The sequence below is a fragment of the Limnohabitans sp. 15K genome (assembly GCF_002778285.1).
Taxonomy (GTDB): Bacteria; Pseudomonadota; Gammaproteobacteria; order Burkholderiales; family Burkholderiaceae_C; genus Limnohabitans_A.
The window spans coordinates 209,695-229,727 of record NZ_NESM01000001.1 but is presented as its reverse complement, the minus strand read 5'-3'; the positions used below and the strand labels follow the sequence as shown (position 1 = coordinate 229,727).

18 protein-coding genes are annotated in these 20,033 nt (G+C 55.8%); all 18 read left to right on the top strand.

Features of this window, described 5'->3' with window-relative positions; all coding sequences use genetic code 11:
• The first annotated feature begins 164 nt into the window (after positions 1-164).
• The 18 genes from rpsB to carB all read left to right on the top strand — a co-directional run bounded on the left by rpsB (position 165) and on the right by carB (position 20,008).
• Positions 165-914 carry a 30S ribosomal protein S2 gene (gene rpsB / locus B9Z40_RS01060; RefSeq protein ID WP_100171481.1) on the top strand — a complete coding sequence of 250 codons (750 nt, stop codon included), beginning with the start codon at positions 165-167 and terminating at the stop codon, positions 912-914.
• Between the two features lie 78 nt (positions 915-992).
• On the top strand, positions 993-1,886 hold the full coding sequence (gene tsf, locus B9Z40_RS01055; RefSeq protein WP_100171480.1) for a translation elongation factor Ts: 894 nt from the start codon (positions 993-995) through the stop codon (positions 1,884-1,886).
• 59 nt (positions 1,887-1,945) lie between these two features.
• The gene (gene pyrH, locus B9Z40_RS01050) at positions 1,946-2,668 is read left to right on the top strand and encodes a UMP kinase (protein ID WP_100172844.1); all 723 of its coding nucleotides are present in this window, start codon (positions 1,946-1,948) and stop codon (positions 2,666-2,668) included.
• Between the two features lie 24 nt (positions 2,669-2,692).
• Complete coding sequence (frr, locus tag B9Z40_RS01045; RefSeq protein ID WP_100171479.1) at positions 2,693-3,253, top strand: ribosome recycling factor; 561 nt, start codon at positions 2,693-2,695, stop codon at positions 3,251-3,253.
• 72 nt (positions 3,254-3,325) lie between these two features.
• Entirely contained in the window at positions 3,326-4,174 is an 849-nt protein-coding gene (locus B9Z40_RS01040; RefSeq protein WP_100171478.1) for a phosphatidate cytidylyltransferase, read from the top strand.
• Between the two features lie 16 nt (positions 4,175-4,190).
• Positions 4,191-5,384, top strand: a complete 1,194-nt coding sequence (gene ispC, locus B9Z40_RS01035; RefSeq protein WP_100171477.1) for a 1-deoxy-D-xylulose-5-phosphate reductoisomerase — start codon at positions 4,191-4,193, stop codon at positions 5,382-5,384.
• A gap of 218 nt (positions 5,385-5,602) precedes the next feature.
• Positions 5,603-7,915, top strand: coding sequence for an outer membrane protein assembly factor BamA (bamA, locus tag B9Z40_RS01030; RefSeq protein ID WP_199172463.1), 2,313 nt, complete (start codon positions 5,603-5,605; stop codon positions 7,913-7,915).
• The gene (locus B9Z40_RS01025; RefSeq protein WP_100171475.1) at positions 7,915-8,433 is read left to right on the top strand and encodes an OmpH family outer membrane protein; all 519 of its coding nucleotides are present in this window, start codon (positions 7,915-7,917) and stop codon (positions 8,431-8,433) included. The genes bamA and B9Z40_RS01025 overlap by 1 nt, the downstream gene beginning before the upstream one ends.
• Positions 8,434-8,456: 23 nt before the next feature.
• Positions 8,457-9,443 (top strand): UDP-3-O-(3-hydroxymyristoyl)glucosamine N-acyltransferase, encoded by a 987-nt coding sequence (gene lpxD, locus B9Z40_RS01020; RefSeq protein WP_100171474.1) that lies wholly within the window; start codon positions 8,457-8,459, stop codon positions 9,441-9,443.
• A 2-nt stretch (positions 9,444-9,445) separates the two neighbouring features.
• Positions 9,446-9,886, top strand: coding sequence for a 3-hydroxyacyl-ACP dehydratase FabZ (fabZ, locus tag B9Z40_RS01015; RefSeq protein ID WP_100171473.1), 441 nt, complete (start codon positions 9,446-9,448; stop codon positions 9,884-9,886).
• Between the two features lie 6 nt (positions 9,887-9,892).
• Positions 9,893-10,708, top strand: a complete 816-nt coding sequence (gene lpxA, locus B9Z40_RS01010; RefSeq protein WP_100171472.1) for an acyl-ACP--UDP-N-acetylglucosamine O-acyltransferase — start codon at positions 9,893-9,895, stop codon at positions 10,706-10,708.
• Positions 10,709-10,758: 50 nt separating this feature from the next.
• Positions 10,759-11,700 carry a Gfo/Idh/MocA family protein gene (locus tag B9Z40_RS01005; protein WP_100171471.1) on the top strand — a complete coding sequence of 314 codons (942 nt, stop codon included), beginning with the start codon at positions 10,759-10,761 and terminating at the stop codon, positions 11,698-11,700.
• A 27-nt stretch (positions 11,701-11,727) separates the two neighbouring features.
• The gene (locus tag B9Z40_RS01000; protein ID WP_100171470.1) at positions 11,728-12,828 is read left to right on the top strand and encodes a DegT/DnrJ/EryC1/StrS aminotransferase family protein; all 1,101 of its coding nucleotides are present in this window, start codon (positions 11,728-11,730) and stop codon (positions 12,826-12,828) included.
• A complete protein-coding gene (gene lpxB, locus B9Z40_RS00995; RefSeq protein ID WP_233204745.1) occupies positions 12,828-14,006 on the top strand; it encodes a lipid-A-disaccharide synthase in 1,179 nt (392 codons plus the stop codon). Before B9Z40_RS01000 ends, lpxB begins: the two co-directional genes overlap by 1 nt.
• Positions 13,978-14,601 (top strand): ribonuclease HII, encoded by a 624-nt coding sequence (gene rnhB / locus B9Z40_RS00990; RefSeq protein ID WP_100171469.1) that lies wholly within the window; start codon positions 13,978-13,980, stop codon positions 14,599-14,601. The genes lpxB and rnhB overlap by 29 nt, the downstream gene beginning before the upstream one ends.
• The gene (locus tag B9Z40_RS00985) at positions 14,592-15,365 is read left to right on the top strand and encodes an RNA methyltransferase (RefSeq protein WP_100171468.1); all 774 of its coding nucleotides are present in this window, start codon (positions 14,592-14,594) and stop codon (positions 15,363-15,365) included. Before rnhB ends, B9Z40_RS00985 begins: the two co-directional genes overlap by 10 nt.
• A 199-nt stretch (positions 15,366-15,564) precedes the next feature.
• Positions 15,565-16,728, top strand: a complete 1,164-nt coding sequence (carA, locus tag B9Z40_RS00980; protein ID WP_199172462.1) for a glutamine-hydrolyzing carbamoyl-phosphate synthase small subunit — start codon at positions 15,565-15,567, stop codon at positions 16,726-16,728.
• A gap of 1 nt (position 16,729) precedes the next feature.
• Positions 16,730-20,008: a carbamoyl-phosphate synthase large subunit gene (gene carB / locus B9Z40_RS00975; RefSeq protein WP_100171467.1), complete on the top strand. Its 3,279-nt coding sequence runs from the start codon at positions 16,730-16,732 to the stop codon at positions 20,006-20,008.
• Positions 20,009-20,033 lie beyond the last annotated feature (25 nt).

Genomic DNA, 20,033 nt, shown 5'->3' with positions numbered 1-20,033 from the left:
TTTGTCCAGCGCGATCCATGTCTTTTGGGTGTCAACTACAAAAGATGTGTTTCAAGTCAATAAAGCACATTCGCAAACCTGTCCCATCAAGGTGTTTGTTTTGTTTTTTTTAAACAATTCGAATGAGTGGACAGGTTTTAGACCCAACCTTTGGAGTATTTACTATGTCCGTTACCATGCGCGAAATGCTGGAAGCCGGTGTCCACTTCGGTCACCAAACCCGCTTCTGGAACCCCAAGATGGCCCCCTTCATCTTCGGTCACCGCAACAAAATTCACATCATCAACCTGGAAAAATCGCTGCCGATGTTCCAGGACGCGATCAAGTTCGCCAAGCAGTTGTCCGCCAACCGCGGCACCATCTTGATGGTCGGCACCAAGCGTCAAGCCCGCGAAATGGTGGCGTCAGAAGCCCAGCGCGCTGGCGTGCCTTTTGTCGACCAACGCTGGTTGGGCGGCATGTTGACCAACTTCAAAACCGTCAAGACCTCGATCAAGCGTCTGAAGGACATGAAGGCTCAGCAAGAAGTCGGCCTTGAGAGCCTGAGCAAAAAAGAACAACTGATGTTCAAGCGCGAGATGGAAAAGCTCGAAAAAGACATCGGTGGCATCCAGGATATGGCTGCTTTGCCTGACGCGATTTTCGTGATCGACGTCGGTTACCACAAAATCGCGATTTCTGAAGCCAAAAAATTGGGCATCCCATTGATCGGTGTGGTGGACTCTAACCATTCGCCAGAAGGCATTGACTACATCATCCCAGGTAACGACGACTCGGCCAAGGCCGTGGCTTTGTACGCCCGTGGCATTGCAGACGCCATCATCGAAGGCCGTGCCAATGCGGTCAACGACGTGGTCAAGGCTGTGACCGAAGGTGCTGACGATTTCGTCGAAGAAGCCAACGCTTCTGCCTGAGTTCCCAAGACTCGATGAAAGGGGCTTTGTGGCCCCTTTTTTTTAATTTGACTTTAAGACTGAATACGGAGAAATCAAATGGCTGTAATTACCGCAAGCATGGTTGCTGAACTGCGCGCAAAAACCGATGCCCCCATGATGGAGTGCAAAAAAGCCCTGACCGAAGCCGAAGGCGACATGGTCAAAGCTGAAGAGCTGCTGCGTGTCAAGCTGGGCACCAAGGCTGGCAAGGCCGCTTCGCGCGTGACCGCCGAAGGCGTCGTGACCAGTTTCGTCAATGGCACAACCGGTGCCATGATTGAAGTGAACTGCGAAACCGACTTTGTGACCAAGAACGACAGCTTCCTGGCTTTGGCCAATGCGGCGGCCAAGCTGGTTGCTGAGCACAACCCTGCTGACCTGGCTGCCTTGGGCGAGTTGCCTTACAGCCAGGACAGTTTCGGCCCCACTCTGGAAGAAGTGCGCAAAGGTCTGATCGGCAAAATCGGTGAGAACATGAGCTTTCGCCGCTTCAAGCGCTCAGCGGGTGGTGCCAAAATTGCCAGCTACTTGCACGGCACCCGCATTGGTGTCTTGGTCGAATTTGAAGGCGACGAAACTGCTGCCAAAGATGTCGCCATGCACGTCGCCGCCATGAAGCCTGTGTCATTGACCAGCGCCGAAGTGCCTGCTGAGTTGATCGAAAAAGAGCGTTCGGTGGCTGCTGCCAAGGCTGCTGAGTCCGGCAAGCCTGCCGATATCGTCACCAAAATGGTCGAAGGCTCTGTCCAAAAGTACCTCAAAGAAGTGTCGTTGTTCAATCAGACTTTCGTCAAAAACGACAAGCAAACGGTCGAACAAATGCTCAAGGCCACTGGCACAACGGTGAGTGCTTTCACTCTGTATGTGGTGGGCGAAGGCATTGAGAAGAAAGTCGACGACTTCGCTGCTGAAGTGGCCGCTCAAGTGGCTGCCGCTCAAGGCGCAGCCTGAGTCCATTGCCCTGTTGAGTTGCTATTCCACCTTTTACATTGACCACCAAGGAGCCCACCATGTCCTCTGCCAAGCCAGCCTTTAAGCGTATTTTGCTCAAGCTGTCCGGCGAGGCCTTGATGGGGGACGATGCTTTTGGCATCAACCGCGCCACCATCGTGCGCATGGCCGAAGAGATCGCGGAGATCAACCGGCTGGGTGTGCAAGTGGCCGTGGTCATTGGTGGCGGCAACATCTTCAGGGGTGTGGCAGGCGGCTCGGTGGGCATGGACCGTGCGACGGCCGATTACATGGGCATGTTGGCCACGGTCATGAACTCCTTGGCCTTGGCTGATGCCTTGGACAAAGCGGGTTTGACGGCCCGTGTGATGTCGGCCATTGGCATTGACCAAGTGGTGGAGCCTTACGTTCGCCCCAAAGCTTTGCAATACCTGGAAGAGGGCAAAGTCGTGGTTTTTGCGGCGGGCACTGGCAATCCGTTTTTCACCACTGATACCGCTGCGGCTTTGCGCGGCGCCGAAATTGGGGCTGAAATGGTGCTCAAAGCCACCAAAGTAGATGGCGTTTATTCGGCTGACCCTAAAAAAGATCCCCATGCCACCCGTTACAGTGAAATCAGCTTCGACGAAGCCATTTCACGCAACTTGGGCATCATGGACGCCACAGCTTTTGCCTTGTGCCGCGACCAAAAATTGCCGATCAAGGTGTTTTCGATCATCAAGAACGGCGCATTGAAGCGTGTGGTCTTGGGTGAAGACGAAGGCACCTTGGTCCATGCTTGAGACTGTTCTGACGAGGAGAACCCCATGACCATTCCAGACATCAAGAAAACCAGCGAAACCAAGATGGAGCAATCCATTGCGGCTTTCAAAAACAACCTGACGCGCATTCGCACAGGGCGGGCCAACCCGGCTTTGCTTGACACCATTCATGTTGATTACTACGGCTCGCTGGTCCCCTTGTCACAGGTGGCCAACGTGTCTTTGATGGACTCGCGCACGATCAGCGTCCAGCCTTGGGAAAAAAGCATGGCCGCCAAGATTGAAAAAGCCATTCGCGAAAGCGAGTTGGGCCTGAACCCTGCTTCTCTGGGTGAGTTGATCCGTGTTCCGATGCCCGCCATGAGTGAAGAGCGCCGCAAGGAAATGACCAAGTTGGCCCGGACCGAAGGCGAGAACGCCAAGATCGCGATCCGCAATTTGCGCCGCGATGCCAACGAATCGGTGAAAAAGCTGGTGAAGGACAAAGAGGCTTCCGAGGACGACCAAAAGCGTGCTGAAGCCGATATCCAAAAATTGACCGACAAACGCATGACAGAGATCGACCAATTGGTGACTGCCAAAGAACAAGAGATCATGGCGGTTTGAGCTTGAATCCCATGCCGTGGCGACCCACGGCCTGACAGGCCGCCCTTGGCGGCCTTTTTTTCTGGAGAAACCATGCTCAAGCAAAGAGTGATCACCGCGCTGATCTTGCTGGCCCTGTTGTTACCGGCTTTGTTTGCCACGAATCCTTGGCCTTTTATGGGTTTGACGGTGGTTTTTATTGCCGCAGGCGCTTGGGAATGGGGGCGCTTGAATGGCTTACCTGCTGGGATGGCTTGGGGCGGAGCCTTGCTGTGTTTGTTGGCTTGCGTTTTGGCCGAGCAACTGGGTTGGGTTCAAAGTACGCCGCCCTTGGTGTGGTTGATGGCCGGTGCTTTCTGGGTACTTCTGGGTGGCTGGATGATTCAGCGGGGGGTATCGGGCTGGGTGCTTTGGCCGCGCATGCTGCGTTGGGTGGGGGGCCTGTTGCTGCTGGCATTGGCGTGGCTGGCCATGGCCCAGGCCCATCAACGGGGCGTCAATTTTCTGCTGTCCGTTCTGGTGCTGGTGTGGGCGGCCGATGTGTTTGCCTATTTTACTGGCAAGGCCGTGGGTGGTCGTTGGATCAAAACCAAACTAGCGGGCAGCATCAGTCCTGGTAAAAGCTGGGAAGGTGTGATGGGTGGCATGCTCGGCGTTGTGCTGGTGGCGCTTGTCTGGGTCGAGGTTGACCGCCGTTGGGCCTTGCCTGAGGTGAGTTTTTACTCGTTGCTGTTCGCCAAAGGTTGGTGGGTCGCCTTGCCTGCTTTGCTGTTCATGTCGGCCATGAGTGTGGTGGGTGACTTGGTGGAGTCTTTGGTCAAGCGAAGTGCCGGCATGAAAGACAGCTCAGGCTTGTTGCCTGGGCATGGCGGCGTGTTGGATCGGGCGGATGCCTTGCTACCGGCCTTGCCTTTGGCGATGATGCTGGTTTTCTGGATTTGAATTGGGAGCGCAAAACATGCAAACACACCAACGCATCACCATCTTGGGTTCCACGGGCTCGATTGGCAAAAGCACTTTGGATGTCTTGGCCCGTCATCCTGAACAGTTCTCAGTTTTTGCCTTGACCGCATCCACCCAAGTGGACTTGATGCTGGCGCAATGCGCGCAGTTCAAACCCGAAGTTGCCGTCATGGTCGACGAAGGTGCCGCCCGAATATTGACAGACAAAATCAAGGCCGAAGGTTTGAAGACCGAGGTTCGCTGGGGTGCTGCCGCTTTGGATGAAGTCGCTTGTGCGCCGCAAGTCGATGCTGTGATGGCCGCCATCGTGGGGGCAGCCGGTTTGGCCTCCTGCTTAGCGGCTGCACTTGCAGGTAAGAAACTGTTGCTGGCCAACAAAGAGGCCTTGGTCGTCGGCGGTGAGGTCTTCTTGGCCGCTGTGCGCCAAGGTGGTGCGGTGGTCTTGCCGATCGACAGTGAGCATTCCGCCATTTTCCAATCGCTTCCGGACAATCCGGCCACTTGGTCTCGTCGGGTCGATAAGATCATTTTGACGGCCTCGGGCGGTCCGTTTCGCAGTCGTGAACCGGCCACGCTGCGAGAGGTCACACCCGATCAAGCCTGCGCCCATCCCAATTGGGTGATGGGGCGAAAAATTTCGGTCGACTCGGCCACCATGATGAACAAAGCCTTGGAAGTGATCGAGGCGCGTTATCTGTTTGGCTTGGAACCCGATCGGCTAGAGGTCGTGATTCACCCACAAAGCGTGATCCATTCCATGGTGCAATACAAAGACAACTCAGTGGTCGCCCAGTTGGGCACGCCCGATATGCGTGTGCCGATCGCCTATGGTCTGAGCTGGCCAGAACGCATGGCGTCCGGCGCCGCGGCGCTCGACTTTCATGCTTTGGCGGCCATGACGTTTGAATCCATGGATGGCCACGGTCATCCAGAGCGGTTTCCGGGTTTGAGCTTGGCTTGGGCGACTTTGAAGGGGGCCCCTGGCAGCTGCGCGGTGCTCAATGCCGCCAACGAAATCGCGGTGGAGGCATTTTTGAATCGGCAAATTCGGTTTGACCAAATTCACCATGTGAACGATGCGACCCTGAACGCAGTGAGTGCGATGAGCCCCCAAAACTTGGCCGACTTGCTGGACATTGACCGCCGCAGCCGCGAGGCTGCAAGGCAGTGGGTAAATGAGTGCAAATGACGCATTTATGGATGAAAGCGCGAACGGGTATACCTGTGATTGACCTGCTTGTGAGGTGTATTATCTTGTCTTTGCATCCGTATCCATTTGACGCGGAGTTTTCTGGCGAACATGCCTTGTGAACCGATCCGATGCGGGCTGAAGGTTGGTTTTTTCAACAGGTCAATGGTGACACTTTGTTTCGGACTTTGAACCGTTGACCTTTAAATGGTTGCTCCATGAATCTTTTAGACATTCGATCGCACCTTCAACCCGCTGCAATGACCTTGGCAGCGACTTTGATGGCGTGCATGCCCGCTTGGGCTGTCGATCCTTTCACTGTGCGTGACATCCGTGTGGAGGGCTTGCAGCGGATCGAATCTGGTACCGTCTTTGCTTCCATGCCTTTGCGAGTGGGTGATCAATACTCCGACGAAAAAGGGGCTGCCGCCATTCGTGCTTTGTTCGCCTTGGGCTTGTTCAAAGATGTGCGCTTGGAAACTCAGGGCGACATCTTGGTGGTGGTGGTGGAAGAGCGTCCATCGGTAGCCGTGGTCGAGTTCATTGGCCTCAAAGAGTTTGACAAAGATGTGTTGATCAAAGCCCTTAGAGAAGTTGGCTTGGCCGAAGGACGGCCCTATGACAAAGCATTGGCCGACAAAGCCGAGCAGGAACTCAAGCGCCAGTACATCAGCCGAAGCCTTTACGGCGCTGAAGTGGTCAGCACCGCCACACCCGTGGACCGTAACCGTGTGAATTTGAGTTTCACCATCACCGAAGGCGGACCCGCCAAAATCAAACAAATTCAGATCGTGGGCAACAAGGCCTTTACCGAATCGGATTTGCGTGACCAATTCAATTTGGACACAGGTGGCTGGATGAGTTGGTACACCAAGTCTGACCGCTATGCCCGCACCAAGCTCAACGCCGATTTAGAAGCGCTGCGTTCCTACTACCTGTCTCGTGGCTTTTTGGAGTTCCGGATTGACTCTACCCAAGTGGCCATTTCGCCAGACAAGCAGGAGATGGCGATCACGATCAACGTCTTTGAGGGTGAGCGATTCGTGGTTTCAGGGGTCAAGTTGGAAGGCAACTACCTGAACAAAGACGATGAGTTCAGGGCATTGGTCAAAATTGGGCTAGGCCAACCTTACAACGCTGAAACCGTTGCAGAGACCACCAAAGCTTTCACGGATTACTTTGGCACCTTTGGTTTTGCTTTTGCCCGTGTGGAAGTCAAGCCTGAAATCGACCGTGCAAGCAACCGTGTGCAGTTCGTACTGCAAGCGGAACCTTCGCGCCGAGCTTACGTCAGGCGCATTTTGGTGTCAGGCAACAACCGAACCCGTGACGAGGTGATTCGTCGAGAATTCCGTCAGTTTGAGTCCGCTTGGTACGACGGTGACAAGATCCGTTTGTCGCGCGACCGGGTCGACCGTTTGGGCTTTTTCACCAGCGTCAATGTGGAAACCGTTGAAATTCCAGGGGCGCCCGACCAAGTGGACTTGGCCTTCACCGTGACTGAAAAGCCCACGGGCAGTATTTCTTTGGGCGCTGGATTCTCGTCTGCAGAAAAAGTGACTTTGAGCTTCGGTATCCGTCAAGAAAACGCTTTTGGTTCGGGCAACTATTTGGCTGTTGAAGTCAACACCAGCAAATACAACCGAAATTTGGTGTTGAGTACCACCGACCCTTACTTCACGCAAAACGGCATTTCAAGGACCTTTGACGTGTTCAGTCGGACCACGCGGCCTTACCTCACCACCGATTTGAGCAGCTACAGCCTGGTCAACACCGGCGCAGGTATTCGTTTTGGTGTGCCTGTCACTGAACGTGACACGGTCTTTTTGGGTGTCACCGCAGAGCAGACCACCGTTAACAAAGGCACGGCGGGCAACTTGCCTTATGAATATGACCAATATGGTCAAGTGTTTGGTTTCCGGAGCACGGCTTTGCCCTTCACCTTGGGTTGGGCCAGGGACGGCCGTGACAGCGCCTTGGTTCCCTCAAAAGGCCAATTCCAGCGTGTTAACGCTGACCTCAGCTTGGCAGGTGATGTCCGTTATGTACGGACCAATTACCAGCACCAGTACTATTACCCTTTGAGCAAAAAATACACCCTTGCGCTCAACGCGGATCTGGGATGGGGCCAAGGCTTGAATGGCCAGCCATACCCGCTGTTCAAGAATTTTTACGTGGGTGGTTTGGGCAGTGTTCGTGGTTTTCAACAATCCACGCTTGGACCCGCTTCACAAACCGCAGGCATCTATCTTGGTGGCTCGAAGAAGATCGTCTTGAATGCCGAGTTCATGGTGCCCTTTCCTGGTGCGGGCAATGACAGAACATTGCGTCTATTTGGCTTTACTGACGTTGGCAGCGCTTTTGGTGATTCGGAAAAGGTATCGATGAGCGCATTGCGAGCCTCTGCCGGTATTGGCCTGAGCTGGATTTCACCCATGGGACCTCTGCGCTTTTCTTATGCAACGCCGATTCGCCAACAGACTGGCGATAAAATCCAGAAACTCCAATTCCAGATCGGAACCTCCTTCTAATGAAAACGATTCGCAAGAACCTTCTCGTCGCTTTGCTGGCGGGAACATCGGCTTTGACGGGTTTCGTGCAAGCCCAAGATTTTAAAATTGGCATTGTCAACACGGATCGCATTCTGCGTGACTCCAACGTCGCCAAAACCGCTCAAGGCAAGCTGGAATCTGAGTTTTTGAAGCGTGAAAAAGACCTCAACGATGCCATCAACGCATTCAAGAGCGCCGCTGATAAGTTTGAGCGTGACGCGCCTACCTTGTCCGAAGCGCAGCGGGTGTCCAAACAAAAGCAGTTGGTTGAACAAGACCGTGATTTGAAGCGCCGCCAGCGCGAATTTCAAGAAGATTTGGGCGCGCGAAAGAACGAAGAGAACCAAATGCTTTTTGAAAAAGCAGGCCGTGCCGTCAAACAAGTGGCTGAGTCCGAAAAGTACGACCTGGTCTTGCAAGACGCGGCCTACTTCAACCCGAAGCACGACATCACTGAAAAAGTCATCAAGGTGCTCAACGCCTCGGTGGGCAAATAACAGGCTTGAGCCTGTTTGAGACCGTGCCGCTGACCCTGGGTGCAATCGTTGAGGCTTTGGGCGGCCGCTTGTTGGGTTCGCCTGACACACAGGTGTCTGGATTGGCACCGTTGCAGACGGCTAATTCTGGACAAGTCAGTTTTTTAAGCCAAGCGCGGTATCAACACCAGTTGAGCGGCAGCCTCGCCGGCTGCGTGATTGTGGCCCCTGCCTTGGAGGCCCAAGTGGCGCATCGTTCGGCGGCGATCATCACCGACGATCCTTATTTGTATTTTGCCCGCTTGACCCGGTTATGGAAGCACCACCACCGTCAGCCAACAGGGCCAAGGATTCACCCCAGTGCGGTGATCGATGTCGACGCCGTGATTGCCGACGACGCCGTGATTGGCCCTTTGTGCGTCGTTGAACGGGGTGCGCAGGTGGGTTCTGGCACTTGGCTGAAGTCCCGTGTCACGGTGGGTGAGGACTGCAAAATTGGCGCGCGTTGTTTGATTCACTCTGGCGTTGTGATCGGTGCCGATGGTTTTGGCTTTGCCCCTCATCAAGGTCAGTGGGAAAAGATTGAACAACTGGGGGCTGTGCGCATCGGTGACGATGTGGAAATCGGTGCCAACACCTGCATCGACCGTGGTGCCTTGGACGACACGGTGATTGAAGATGGCGTCAAACTCGACAACCTGATTCAGATTGGGCACAACGTGCAGATCGGCAAACACACCGCCATGGCCGGATGTGTGGGTGTGGCAGGCAGTGCCCGTATCGGCGCTCATTGCACCGTAGGTGGTGGTGCGGTGGTGCTCGGGCATTTGAGTTTGGCAGACCATGTCCACATCTCTGCAGCTTCGGTTGTGACGCGCTCGATTTCTCAACCCGGAAACTACACCGGCATGTTCCCCTTGGATACCAATGCGAACTGGGAAAAAAATGCGGCCAGCCTCAAACAATTGTTCCGCTTGCGTGAACGCATCAAAGCCCTCGAGGCGGACATTCAGAACAACAAGGAAACCTGAACATGATGGACATTCATAAAATTCTCAAGCAATTGCCGCACCGTTACCCTTTCTTGTTGGTGGACCGGGTGCTGGAAATTGAAAAAGGCGTTCGCATCAAAGCTTTGAAAAACGTCACCATCAACGAGCCTTTTTTTACCGGTCATTTCCCGCACCGTCCGGTCATGCCAGGGGTGTTGATGTTGGAAGCGCTGGCCCAAGCTGCGGCCTTGTTGTCTTTTGACACTTTGGATGCGGCGCCGGACGACAACACGATTTATTACTTCGCAGGCATCGATGGTGCGCGTTTCAAGCGCCCGGTGGAGCCTGGCGATCAGTTGACCTTGGAAGTGCAGCTTGACCGCATGAAAGCCGGCATTTTCAAGTTCAAAGCCCAAGCCAAAGTGGGTGACGAGTTGGCTTGTGAAGCCGAATTGATGTGCACGATGCGCAAAATTGCGTGAGGAATTATGGCGACTATTCACTCTACCGCTTTGGTCGATCCGGCCGCCCAACTTGACGCTTCCGTGACCGTCGGCCCTTTCACCATCATTGGCCCGAACGTGGTGATCGGTGCAGGCTCTACGGTGGGCTCGCATTGCACGATTGAGGGTCACACCAGCATCGGGCAGAACAACCACATCCACAGCTACACCTCTTTGGGCGCTGCGCCACAGGACAAAAAGTACGCCGGTGAACCCACCCGCTTGGTGATCGGCAATGGCAACACCATTCGGGAGTTTTGCACTTTCAATGCTGGAACCGTGAACGGTGGCGGTGTGACCCGAGTGGGTGATGACAACTTGTTCATGGCTTATGTCCATTTGGCGCACGATTGCCAAGTAGGCAGCCACACGATTTTTGCCAATAACTCACAGCTGGCGGGGCATGTTGTGGTGGGTGATTGGGTCATCTTGGGTGGTTTTACGGTGGTGCGTCAGTTCTTGAGACTGGGGGCGCACAGCTTCACGGCCATGTGCACGTTATTGTTTGCCGACCTGCCGCCTTATGTGACTTGCCAGGGCCAGCCGGCTTCTGCCCGAACGGTGAACGCCGAAGGATTGCGTCGGCGTGGTTATTCGCCTGCCCGAATCACTGCAGTACGGGCCATGCACAAAGCGCTGTACCGCGAAAACCTTACATTGGAAGCATCCAAAGAGCGCATCTTGCAAATCGCCAAGGACAAACCTGAAGTTCAGGCAGATGTGGACATGATGCTGGACTTTTTATCCGGCGTTTCGCCCAAAGTGGGCATCGTTCGTTCGCGTCGCCGCTCGGTCGATTGAGCAAACCCTGGGCCAGGTCTTGCCTGGCCCGAGCATGAAAGGAGGGCCCCATGGCCCTGTTGCGTTGCGCCGTGATTGGCGTTGGTTATCTGGGCAAATTCCATGCTCAAAAGTACGCCAAAATTCCTGAGTGTCAACTCGTCGCGGTCGTGGACAGTCGGCAGGAACAGGCAGAGGCTGTCGCCGGCCCCTTGGGCTGTGCGGCTCTGACGGATTACCGTGCATTGATTGGTCAAGTCGATGCGGTCAGTATTGTGGTGCCCACACAAGGTCATTACGAGGTGTGTGCCGAATTTCTTCGGGCGGGTGTGCACGTTTTGGTCGAAAAGCCCATGACCACCACCTTGGATCAGGCCGACGAACTGATCCGCTTGGCCAAAGAGAATAAATGTGTCTTGGCTGTGGGCCATTTGGAGCGCTTCAACCCAGCCGCTTTGGCCTTGGAGCCCTTGTTGTCCAATCCCCGGTTCATCGACAGCTCACGCCTGGCGCCGTTCAAGCCACGCGCCACCGATGTGAGTGTGCTGCTCGATTTGATGATCCACGATGTGGATTTGATTTTGTCGCTGGTCGACAGCGAGCTTGAAAGTGTGGAGTGTTCGGGTGCACGCGTGTTGACATCCGACATTGACATTGCCAATGCCCGCATTCGCTTTGCCAATGGCTGTGTGGCCAATGTGACCGCCAGCCGCGTGAGCGCCAAGAGCGAGCGCAAAATGCGCGTTTTCCAAGAGAAAGCCTGTCACTCTTTGGATTTTCAGGCCCGCACATTGACCACTTACAAGGGCTCCAGCTTGCCCGTGGCCGATACCGAGTTGGCCATTGAGCGCCAAGAACAGTCGTTTGGCGAGGCCGACCCCCTGTTTTCCGAAATCCTCGACTTTGTAGAGAGCATTCGAGATGGCCGCCCACCCAAGGTGAGTGGTGAGGCCGGACGCCGTGCCCTGGAGGCTGTTCAGCGCATCACCGAAGCCACCCGTCTGATTTCCTGATTTTTTTGAACATTTGAAAGGACCGCCATGCCCATCCCTATGGTCGATCTGGTCGCTCAGTACCGCGATCTCCAACCCCAGTTGGAACCCGCATTTTTGAAAGCCTTGACGGCTGCCCAGTTCATTTTGGGTCCCAACGTTCAAGCCTTTGAGAAAGAGGCGGCCGAGTACCTCGGTGTGGCCCATGCCATCACTTGTGCCAATGGCACCGATGCCTTGCACTTGGCCTTGCTGGCAGCGGGCATTGGGCCTGGCGACGAAGTGATCACCACGCCGTTCACATTCATCGCCACCGCAGAGGCGATTGCTTATGTGGGGGCCAAAGCCGTATTTGTTGACATCGATCCCTGCACCTTCAATATCGACGTGGCGCAGGCCCAGCGCGCCATCACCGCCAAGACCAAGGCCTTGTTACCGGTGCATTTGTTTGGACAGCCCGCCAATATGGCGCCTTTGATGGCGCTGGCCAAAGAACACCAGCTTCAATTGGTGGAAGACTGCGCCCAATCTTTTGGTGCCAACATCGGTGGCATCCAGACTGGCGCGATGGGTGATGTGGCCGCTTTCAGCTTTTTCCCCAGTAAAAATTTGGGCTGTTTTGGCGATGGCGGCATGATCACAACGCAGTCGGACGAGATGGCGGAAACCCTGCGCATGCTTCGCAACCACGGCAGCAAGGTGCGTTATTACCACGACATCGTGGGTTACAACAGCCGACTGGATGAACTGCAGGCCGTGGTGCTGCGGGCCAAGCTGCCGTTGATTGACCATTACAACCAAGAGCGTCGCCGTGTGGCTCACCGGTACAACGCTGTCTTGTGTTTGCTGAACTTGCAAACGCCTTGCGAAGATGGCGTGGGCTTGCATGTGTTCCACCAGTACACCTTGCTGACCGATCACCGCGAGGCCATTCAGCAGGCTTTGGCTGAGCACAAAATTGCCAGCGCTGTTTATTACCCCGTGCCTTTGCACCAACAAAAGGTGTTTGCCGACATTTCCGCAGGGACCCATTTCCCAGTCACCGAATCGGTGGCGCAGCGTTGCTTGTCGCTCCCAATCTATCCAGAGTTGAGCAACGAAGCCGTTGACGAGGTGTGCGGTGTGATTCGTCAGGCTTTGAAGGCGTGATGGATTTGTCAGGCCCAGAGCCTTCATTGCTTGTGGCCAAGCCAGACTTGCGCCTGAGCATGGTGGCGGCAGAGCGTTCGGGCGACATGCTCGCAGCCTTGCTCTTGAAAGGCCTGCAAAAAGCTTGGCCCGGCTTGCAAGCTTCTGGCATTGGCGGGCCGCAGATGTCGGCCACCGGTTTTGTGTCGCGCTGGTCCTGTGACGAGTTGTCCGTCAGGGGCTTGGTGGAAGCGCTTTGGCGTTACCGCCACATCAACGGCATCCGCCAGACCTTGATCCAGGATTTGTTGGCTGCGCCCCCAGACTTGTATGTGGGTGTCGATGCGTCCGACTTCAACTTGCCCGTGGAGCGTTTGTTGCGTCAAAAAGGCGTTCCCACGGTTCAACTGGTGTGTCCCTCCATTTGGGCCTGGCGGCCTGAGCGAGTGCAAAAAATCCGCGACAGCGTTGACCATGTGCTGTGCATTTACCCTTTCGAGCCTGACTTGTTGGCCCAGCACGGCATCGAGGGCACTTTTGTGGGCCACCCCGTCGCTGATGTCATCCCCCTTGAACCTGATCGCTTGAAGGCGAGACTATCCCTGGGTTTGCATGCAGAGGCCCCCATCGTGGCCTTGTTGCCTGGCAGCAGACCCTCGGAGGTGAAAGCTTTGGCTTTGCCGTTTTTGCAAGCGGCTCAGTTGATGCGCCAGCAAAGGCCTGAATTGAAATTTGTGTTGCCCACGCTTGAACTCTTGAAGCCTGTGATCGATGCAGCCATGGCCCAGACGGGTATGCAATCACATGTGCAGGTGGTGATGGGCCGTTCGCACGAGGTTCAGTCGGCTTGTGATGTGGCGCTGGTGGCCAGTGGTACGGCCACTTTAGAAACCGCTTTGCACAAACGCCCCATGGTCATCGCTTACAAAATGCAATGGTTGTCTTGGCAGATCGCCAACCGCCAGCGTTTGTTGCCTTGGGTCGGTTTGCCCAATATTTTGTGCAACGAAAGCTTGGTACCCGAATTTTTGCAAGAGCAGGTTCAGCCCAAAGCCCTGGCCCAGGCGGTCATGGGGTGGCTGGACGATCCTGGCGCAGTGACCCGAATACAAGCGCGATTCACCGATCTTCACCACCAACTGCGTCAGGACATGCCGGCGCTGGCGACCCATGCAATCCAAAAAGTCTTGGCCGCTTGAGCAATCCAAGTTGAATTGGGATACCGATGGCCTGACGGCTGGGGTGGACGAGGCTGGGCGTGGCCCCTTGGCTGGCCCTGTGGTCGCGGCCGCCGTCATCTTGGATGAGCTGAACCCGATTCACGGATTGAACGATTCCAAAAAACTCACGGCCAAGCGACGCGAGGCCCTATTTGACGAAATACGCGCGCGTGCCCTGTGTTTTGCCATCGCTGAAGCAAGCGTGCAGGAAATCGATGAGATCAACATCTTGCAAGCCACCCTGTTGGCCATGAAGCGTGCAGTGGAGGCCTTGCGCTTGCCTCCTAAATTGGTGCTGGTGGACGGTAACCGCCTGCCCACCTTGTCCATTCGGGCTGAAGCCATTGTGCAGGGTGATGCTTTGGTTCCAGCCATCTCGGCCGCCTCCATTTTGGCCAAGGTGCACCGCGACCGCCTTTGCGAGGCGATGCACCAACGCTATCCCGTGTATGGATTTGACCAGCACAAAGGCTATGGCACGGCTCAACACATGGCTGCATTGCAAGCCCATGGCCCGGCAGATTGCCACAGAATGACATTTGCCCCAGTGGCCAGGAGTGTGCGGTGCATCTGATCACGTCCCGAGATAACCCCCAGGTCAAAGCCTGGCGTCGTTTGGCCCAAGAAACCACCGCTTACCGCAAAGCCGGGCAATTTTGGTTGGAGGGCGATCACTTGTGTCGTGCTGCGCTTGAGCGCGGTGTAAGACCGCAGCAGGTGGTGTTGACCGAGTCGTTTCACACCGAGCAGGGCGAGCAATGGGTGGGTTTGACGGATCAGACCTTTGTTTTGCCCGATGCCTTGTTTGCCAGCCTGAGCGGCTTGGAGTCGCCTGCCCGCATGGGTTTTGTTGTGGCTTGGGCGGCTGAAAAACAGGTCTTGCCCGATGTGTCGACCATGGTTTTGGACCGTCTACAAGATGCAGGCAATGTGGGGGCTATTTTGAGATGCGCTTCTGCTTTCGGTTACCGCCAAGTCTTGGCAGTCAAGGGTACGGCGGCGCTGTGGTCTCCTAAAGTGCTCAGAGCGGGCATGGGGGCGCATTTCGGTTTGAAGCTGGTGGAGTCTGTCAGCGAAGCGGATGTGGCGGCTTTGCAGGTGCCTGTTTTGACCACCAGTTCGCATGAAGGGCCTTTTTTGCACGAACTGTTGCAACGCAAGGAATTGCCTTCAAGGTGCGCCTGGGTTTTCGGCCACGAAGGGCAGGGCGTCAGCGAGAGCTTGATGGCTTTGGCGCAACAAAAAGTCAGAATTGCCCAGCCCGGTGGGGAAGAGTCCTTGAATGTGGCGACTGCGGCGGCCATTTGCCTGCATGCCAGCGCTACCGCCGCCTTTTGACCTTGAGCAGGCGTTTTTCAGGTCGTTTTACGCTGCATTTGTCAGGGTTTTCGAGCAGTCCTCGGCTACAATGGTGGGCTTTCCCGCATCAACCTGTACGCCACAGTCCATCCCAGGCCCAATCCTCGAACAAGCAGCCAAAAAGAGATCACATCTCTGGTGAGTGCTGAGGCGTACCCGAACTATTCCGGAGAACCCAGTGCTTTTGTCTCTTCAGGGAACCTTCCCGCCCGCCATCTTGGCGCTCGCAGACGGCACGGTCTTTATCGGCAACTCGATTGGAGCTACAGGCTCCACTGTCGGCGAAGTGGTGTTCAACACCTCTCTCACCGGCTACCAAGAAATCCTCACCGACCCCAGCTACTGCCAGCAGATCGTCACCTTGACGTACCCGCACATCGGTAACTACGGCGTCAACGTGGAAGACATCGAAGCTGACAAAGTCCATGCCGCTGGCTTGATCATCAAAGACCTGCCTTTGATCGCCAGCAACTTCCGATCCAGCCAAACCTTGTCGGCCTATTTGGCGGATGCAGGTACCGTGGCCATTGCCAACATCGACACACGCCAACTCACACGCATTTTGCGCACCAAGGGCGCGCAAAATGGCGCGATCGTGGGCTTGGCCAAAGGCCAAGAAGTCACACAAGCGGTGATCGACCAAGCGGTGGCAGCCGCCAAAGGCGCGCCCAATATGGCTGGCCTCGATTTGGCGCAAAAAGTCACCGTGTCGCAGCCCTATGAGTGGACACAAACCGAGTGGACATTGGGCGAAGGCTACGGCAACTTGGCCGCGCCTCAATTCCATGTGGTCGCGTATGACTTCGGCGTGAAGAAAAACATCTTGCGCATGTTGGCCGAGCGGGGCTGCAAAGTCACCGTGGTGCCTGCCAAGACACCCGCAGCTGAGGTGCTCAAGCACAAGCCCGACGGCATCTTCTTGTCCAACGGCCCTGGCGACCCTCAGCCTTGCGACTACGCGATTGCAGCGGCTGCAGAGTTGATTGAAACCGGTATTCCGACCTTCGGCATTTGCCTGGGTCACCAGATCATGGCCTTGGCCAGCGGTGCCAAGACTTTCAAGATGAAGTTTGGCCACCATGGCGCGAACCACCCTGTGAAAGACCTCGACTCAGGTCGTGTGTCCATCACCAGCCAAAACCACGGTTTTGCGGTGGACGAGAAGTCATTGCCCGCCAACTTGCGTGCCACACACGTTTCTTTGTTCGACGGCACCTTGCAGGGTTTGGCCCGCACCGACAAGCCCGCGTTTTGCTTCCAGGGTCACCCCGAAGCATCGCCTGGCCCCCACGACATTGCTTACCTCTTTGACCGCTTCATCCACCTGATGGAGGCGAAATAACATGCCAAAGCGCACCGACCTCAAAAGTATCCTCATCATTGGCGCCGGCCCGATCATCATTGGTCAGGCCTGCGAGTTCGACTACTCTGGCGTGCAGGCTTGCAAAGCCTTGCGTGAAGAGGGCTACAAAGTCATCTTGATCAACAGCAACCCTGCCACGATCATGACCGACCCGGCCACGGCCGACGTCACCTACATCGAGCCCATCACTTGGCAAACGGTCGAAAAAATCATTGCCAAAGAGCGTCCTGATGCCATCTTGCCCACCATGGGTGGCCAAACAGCGCTCAACTGCGCTCTGGACTTGTGGCACAACGGCGTGCTTGAAAAGTACAAGGTCGAGTTGATTGGCGCGACGCCTGAGGCGATCGACAAAGCCGAAGACCGCCTGAAGTTCAAGGACGCCATGACCAAGATTGGTTTGGGTTCGGCCCGTTCCGGGATTGCCCACAGCATGGAAGAAGCCTGGGACGTGCAAAAGACTTTGGGCTTTCCCACCGTCATTCGCCCCAGCTTCACACTGGGCGGTACGGGCGGTGGCATTGCCTACAACCCCGAAGAATTCGAAGTCATTTGCAAGCGCGGCTTGGAAGCTTCGCCCACCACCGAGTTGTTGATTGAAGAATCGCTGCTCGGTTGGAAAGAGTACGAGATGGAAGTGGTGCGCGACAAAGCGGACAACTGCATCATCGTCTGCTCGATCGAAAACCTGGACCCTATGGGCGTGCACACGGGTGACTCCATCACCGTGGCCCCAGCTCAGACGCTGACCGACAAGGAATACCAAATTTTGCGCAACGCCTCTTTGGCCGTTTTGCGCGAGATCGGTGTGGACACGGGCGGCTCCAACGTGCAGTTCTCGATCAACCCCAAAGACGGCCGCATGGTCGTCATTGAGATGAACCCACGCGTGTCGCGTTCATCTGCGTTGGCTTCCAAAGCCACTGGTTTCCCGATCGCCAAAGTGGCTGCCAAGTTGGCTGTGGGCTACACGCTTGATGAGCTGCGCAACGACATCACAGGCGGTGCCACGCCTGCTTCGTTCGAGCCATCGATCGATTACGTGGTCACTAAGATCCCACGTTTCGCATTTGAGAAGTTTCCGACAGCCGACAGCCGCTTGACCACCCAAATGAAATCGGTGGGCGAGGTGATGGCCATGGGCCGTACCTTCCAAGAGTCCTTCCAGAAAGCCCTGCGCGGTCTGGAAGTCGGCGTGGACGGCATGAACGAAAAAACCCAAGACCGCGAAGTGCTCGAAAAAGAACTGGGCGAGCCCGGTCCTGAGCGCATCTGGTACGTGGGCGATGCATTCGCCATGGGCCTGAGCGTGGACGAGGTGTTTGCCTTGACCAAGATCGACCCTTGGTTCTTGGTGCAGATCGAAGAGATCGTCAAGATCGAGCTGGAATTGGAAACCACCACGCTGGAAGCCATCACGGCAGACGAGTTGCGTGCGCTCAAAAAGAAGGGCTTCTCCGACCGTCGCTTGGCCAAGCTTCTCAAGACCACAGAGCATGTGGTTCGCGCCCGTCGCCATGCCCTGAATATCCGTCCTGTCTACAAACGCGTGGATACCTGCGCGGCCGAGTTCTCGACCGATACCGCTTACATGTACTCTTGTTATGAAGGTAACGGTGACACCTTTGGCGTGGGCGACGCCGAGTGCGAAGCCGAACCCACGACCAACAAGAAAATCATGGTACTGGGTGGTGGTCCTAACCGCATTGGCCAAGGCATTGAGTTCGACTACTGCTGCGTTCACGCGGCTCTCGCCATGCGCGAAGACGGTTACGAAACCATCATGGTCAATTGCAACCCTGAGACCGTGTCGACCGACTACGACACCTCAGACCGTTTGTATTTCGAGCCCGTCACGCTCGAAGACGTGCTCGAAATCGTCGACAAAGAAAAGCCGACCGGCGTCATCGTGCAATACGGCGGTCAGACACCTTTGAAATTGGCGCTGGACTTGGAAGCCGCTGGCGTGCCCATCATCGGCACCAGCCCCGACATGATCGACGCGGCCGAAGACCGTGAGCGTTTCCAGAAATTGCTGCAAGACCTTGGCCTGCGCCAGCCCCCCAACGCCACCGCTCGCACCGAGCCAGAAGCTTTGGAAAAAGCCGCTGCGCTGGGTTACCCCTTGGTGGTGCGCCCCAGCTATGTGCTGGGTGGCCGCGCCATGGAAATCGTGCACGAGCAACGTGACCTCGAGCGCTACATGCGTGAAGCGGTCAAGGTGTCGCACGATTCGCCTGTACTGCTGGACCGCTTCTTGAACGATGCCATCGAGTGCGATGTCGATTGCCTGCGTGACCCTGAAGGCCAAACCTTCATCGGTGGCGTGATGGAGCACATCGAACAAGCGGGTGTGCACAGCGGTGACTCGGCTTGCTCGTTGCCACCTTATTCTTTGTCGGCTGAAACCGTCAATGAACTCAAGCGCCAATCGGCTGCCATGGCCGGTGCTTTGAACGTGGTCGGTTTGATGAACGTGCAGTTTGCGATCCAAAACATCGATGGCCAAGACGTCATCTATGTGCTGGAAGTGAACCCCCGCGCTTCACGCACCGTGCCTTACGTGTCTAAAGCCACCGGCATTCAGTTGGCCAAGGTGGCTGCGCGCTGCATGGCTGGCCAGACTTTGGCATCACAAGGCATCACCAAAGAAGTCACGCCGCCTTATTTCAGCGTGAAAGAAGCGGTGTTCCCATTCGTGAAGTTCCCAGGCGTGGACACCATTCTGGGCCCCGAGATGAAGTCAACCGGTGAAGTCATGGGCGTGGGCAAGACCTTCGGTGAAGCCTTCGTGAAGAGCCAACTGGGCGCAGGCACCAAGTTGCCACGTCCGACCAAGGCCGATGGCACGCCTTCTGGCAAAGTGTTCATCTCGGTGAAGAACAACGACAAAGCGCGTGTCATTGAGGTGGCGCGTCAATTGGCAGCTCAAGGTTTTGCGTTGATTGCCACCAAAGGGACAGCCAATGCGATCACGGCTGCAGGTGTGGCTTGTGCCATCGTGAACAAGGTTACCGAAGGTCGTCCCCACATCGTGGACATGATCAAGAACAACGAGATTGTTCTGGTCATCAACACGGTCGAAGAGCGGCGCAATGCGATTGCCGATTCGCGCCACATCCGGACATCGGCTTTGCTCAACCGCGTCACGACCTTCACAACCATCGCTGGTGCAGAAGCGGCTGTGGAGGGCATGAAGTACATGGACCAGTTGGATGTGATTTCTGTGCAGGAGATGCACGCACAGCTGTTGGCCTGAACCTGCTTTTAGCCTAGCCCCGCCT

Coding starts and splice junctions, on each gene's coding strand:
- rpsB (WP_100171481.1), top strand. CDS start 165: ATGTCCGTTACCATGCGCGAAATGCTGGAAGCCGGTGTCCACTTCGGT.
- tsf (WP_100171480.1), top strand. CDS start 993: ATGGCTGTAATTACCGCAAGCATGGTTGCTGAACTGCGCGCAAAAACC.
- pyrH (WP_100172844.1), top strand. CDS start 1,946: ATGTCCTCTGCCAAGCCAGCCTTTAAGCGTATTTTGCTCAAGCTGTCC.
- frr (WP_100171479.1), top strand. CDS start 2,693: ATGACCATTCCAGACATCAAGAAAACCAGCGAAACCAAGATGGAGCAA.
- B9Z40_RS01040 (WP_100171478.1), top strand. CDS start 3,326: ATGCTCAAGCAAAGAGTGATCACCGCGCTGATCTTGCTGGCCCTGTTG.
- ispC (WP_100171477.1), top strand. CDS start 4,191: ATGCAAACACACCAACGCATCACCATCTTGGGTTCCACGGGCTCGATT.
- bamA (WP_199172463.1), top strand. CDS start 5,603: ATGAATCTTTTAGACATTCGATCGCACCTTCAACCCGCTGCAATGACC.
- B9Z40_RS01025 (WP_100171475.1), top strand. CDS start 7,915: ATGAAAACGATTCGCAAGAACCTTCTCGTCGCTTTGCTGGCGGGAACA.
- fabZ (WP_100171473.1), top strand. CDS start 9,446: ATGATGGACATTCATAAAATTCTCAAGCAATTGCCGCACCGTTACCCT.
- lpxA (WP_100171472.1), top strand. CDS start 9,893: ATGGCGACTATTCACTCTACCGCTTTGGTCGATCCGGCCGCCCAACTT.
- B9Z40_RS01005 (WP_100171471.1), top strand. CDS start 10,759: ATGGCCCTGTTGCGTTGCGCCGTGATTGGCGTTGGTTATCTGGGCAAA.
- B9Z40_RS01000 (WP_100171470.1), top strand. CDS start 11,728: ATGCCCATCCCTATGGTCGATCTGGTCGCTCAGTACCGCGATCTCCAA.
- lpxB (WP_233204745.1), top strand. CDS start 12,828: ATGGATTTGTCAGGCCCAGAGCCTTCATTGCTTGTGGCCAAGCCAGAC.
- rnhB (WP_100171469.1), top strand. CDS start 13,978: ATGCAATCCAAAAAGTCTTGGCCGCTTGAGCAATCCAAGTTGAATTGG.
- carB (WP_100171467.1), top strand. CDS start 16,730: ATGCCAAAGCGCACCGACCTCAAAAGTATCCTCATCATTGGCGCCGGC.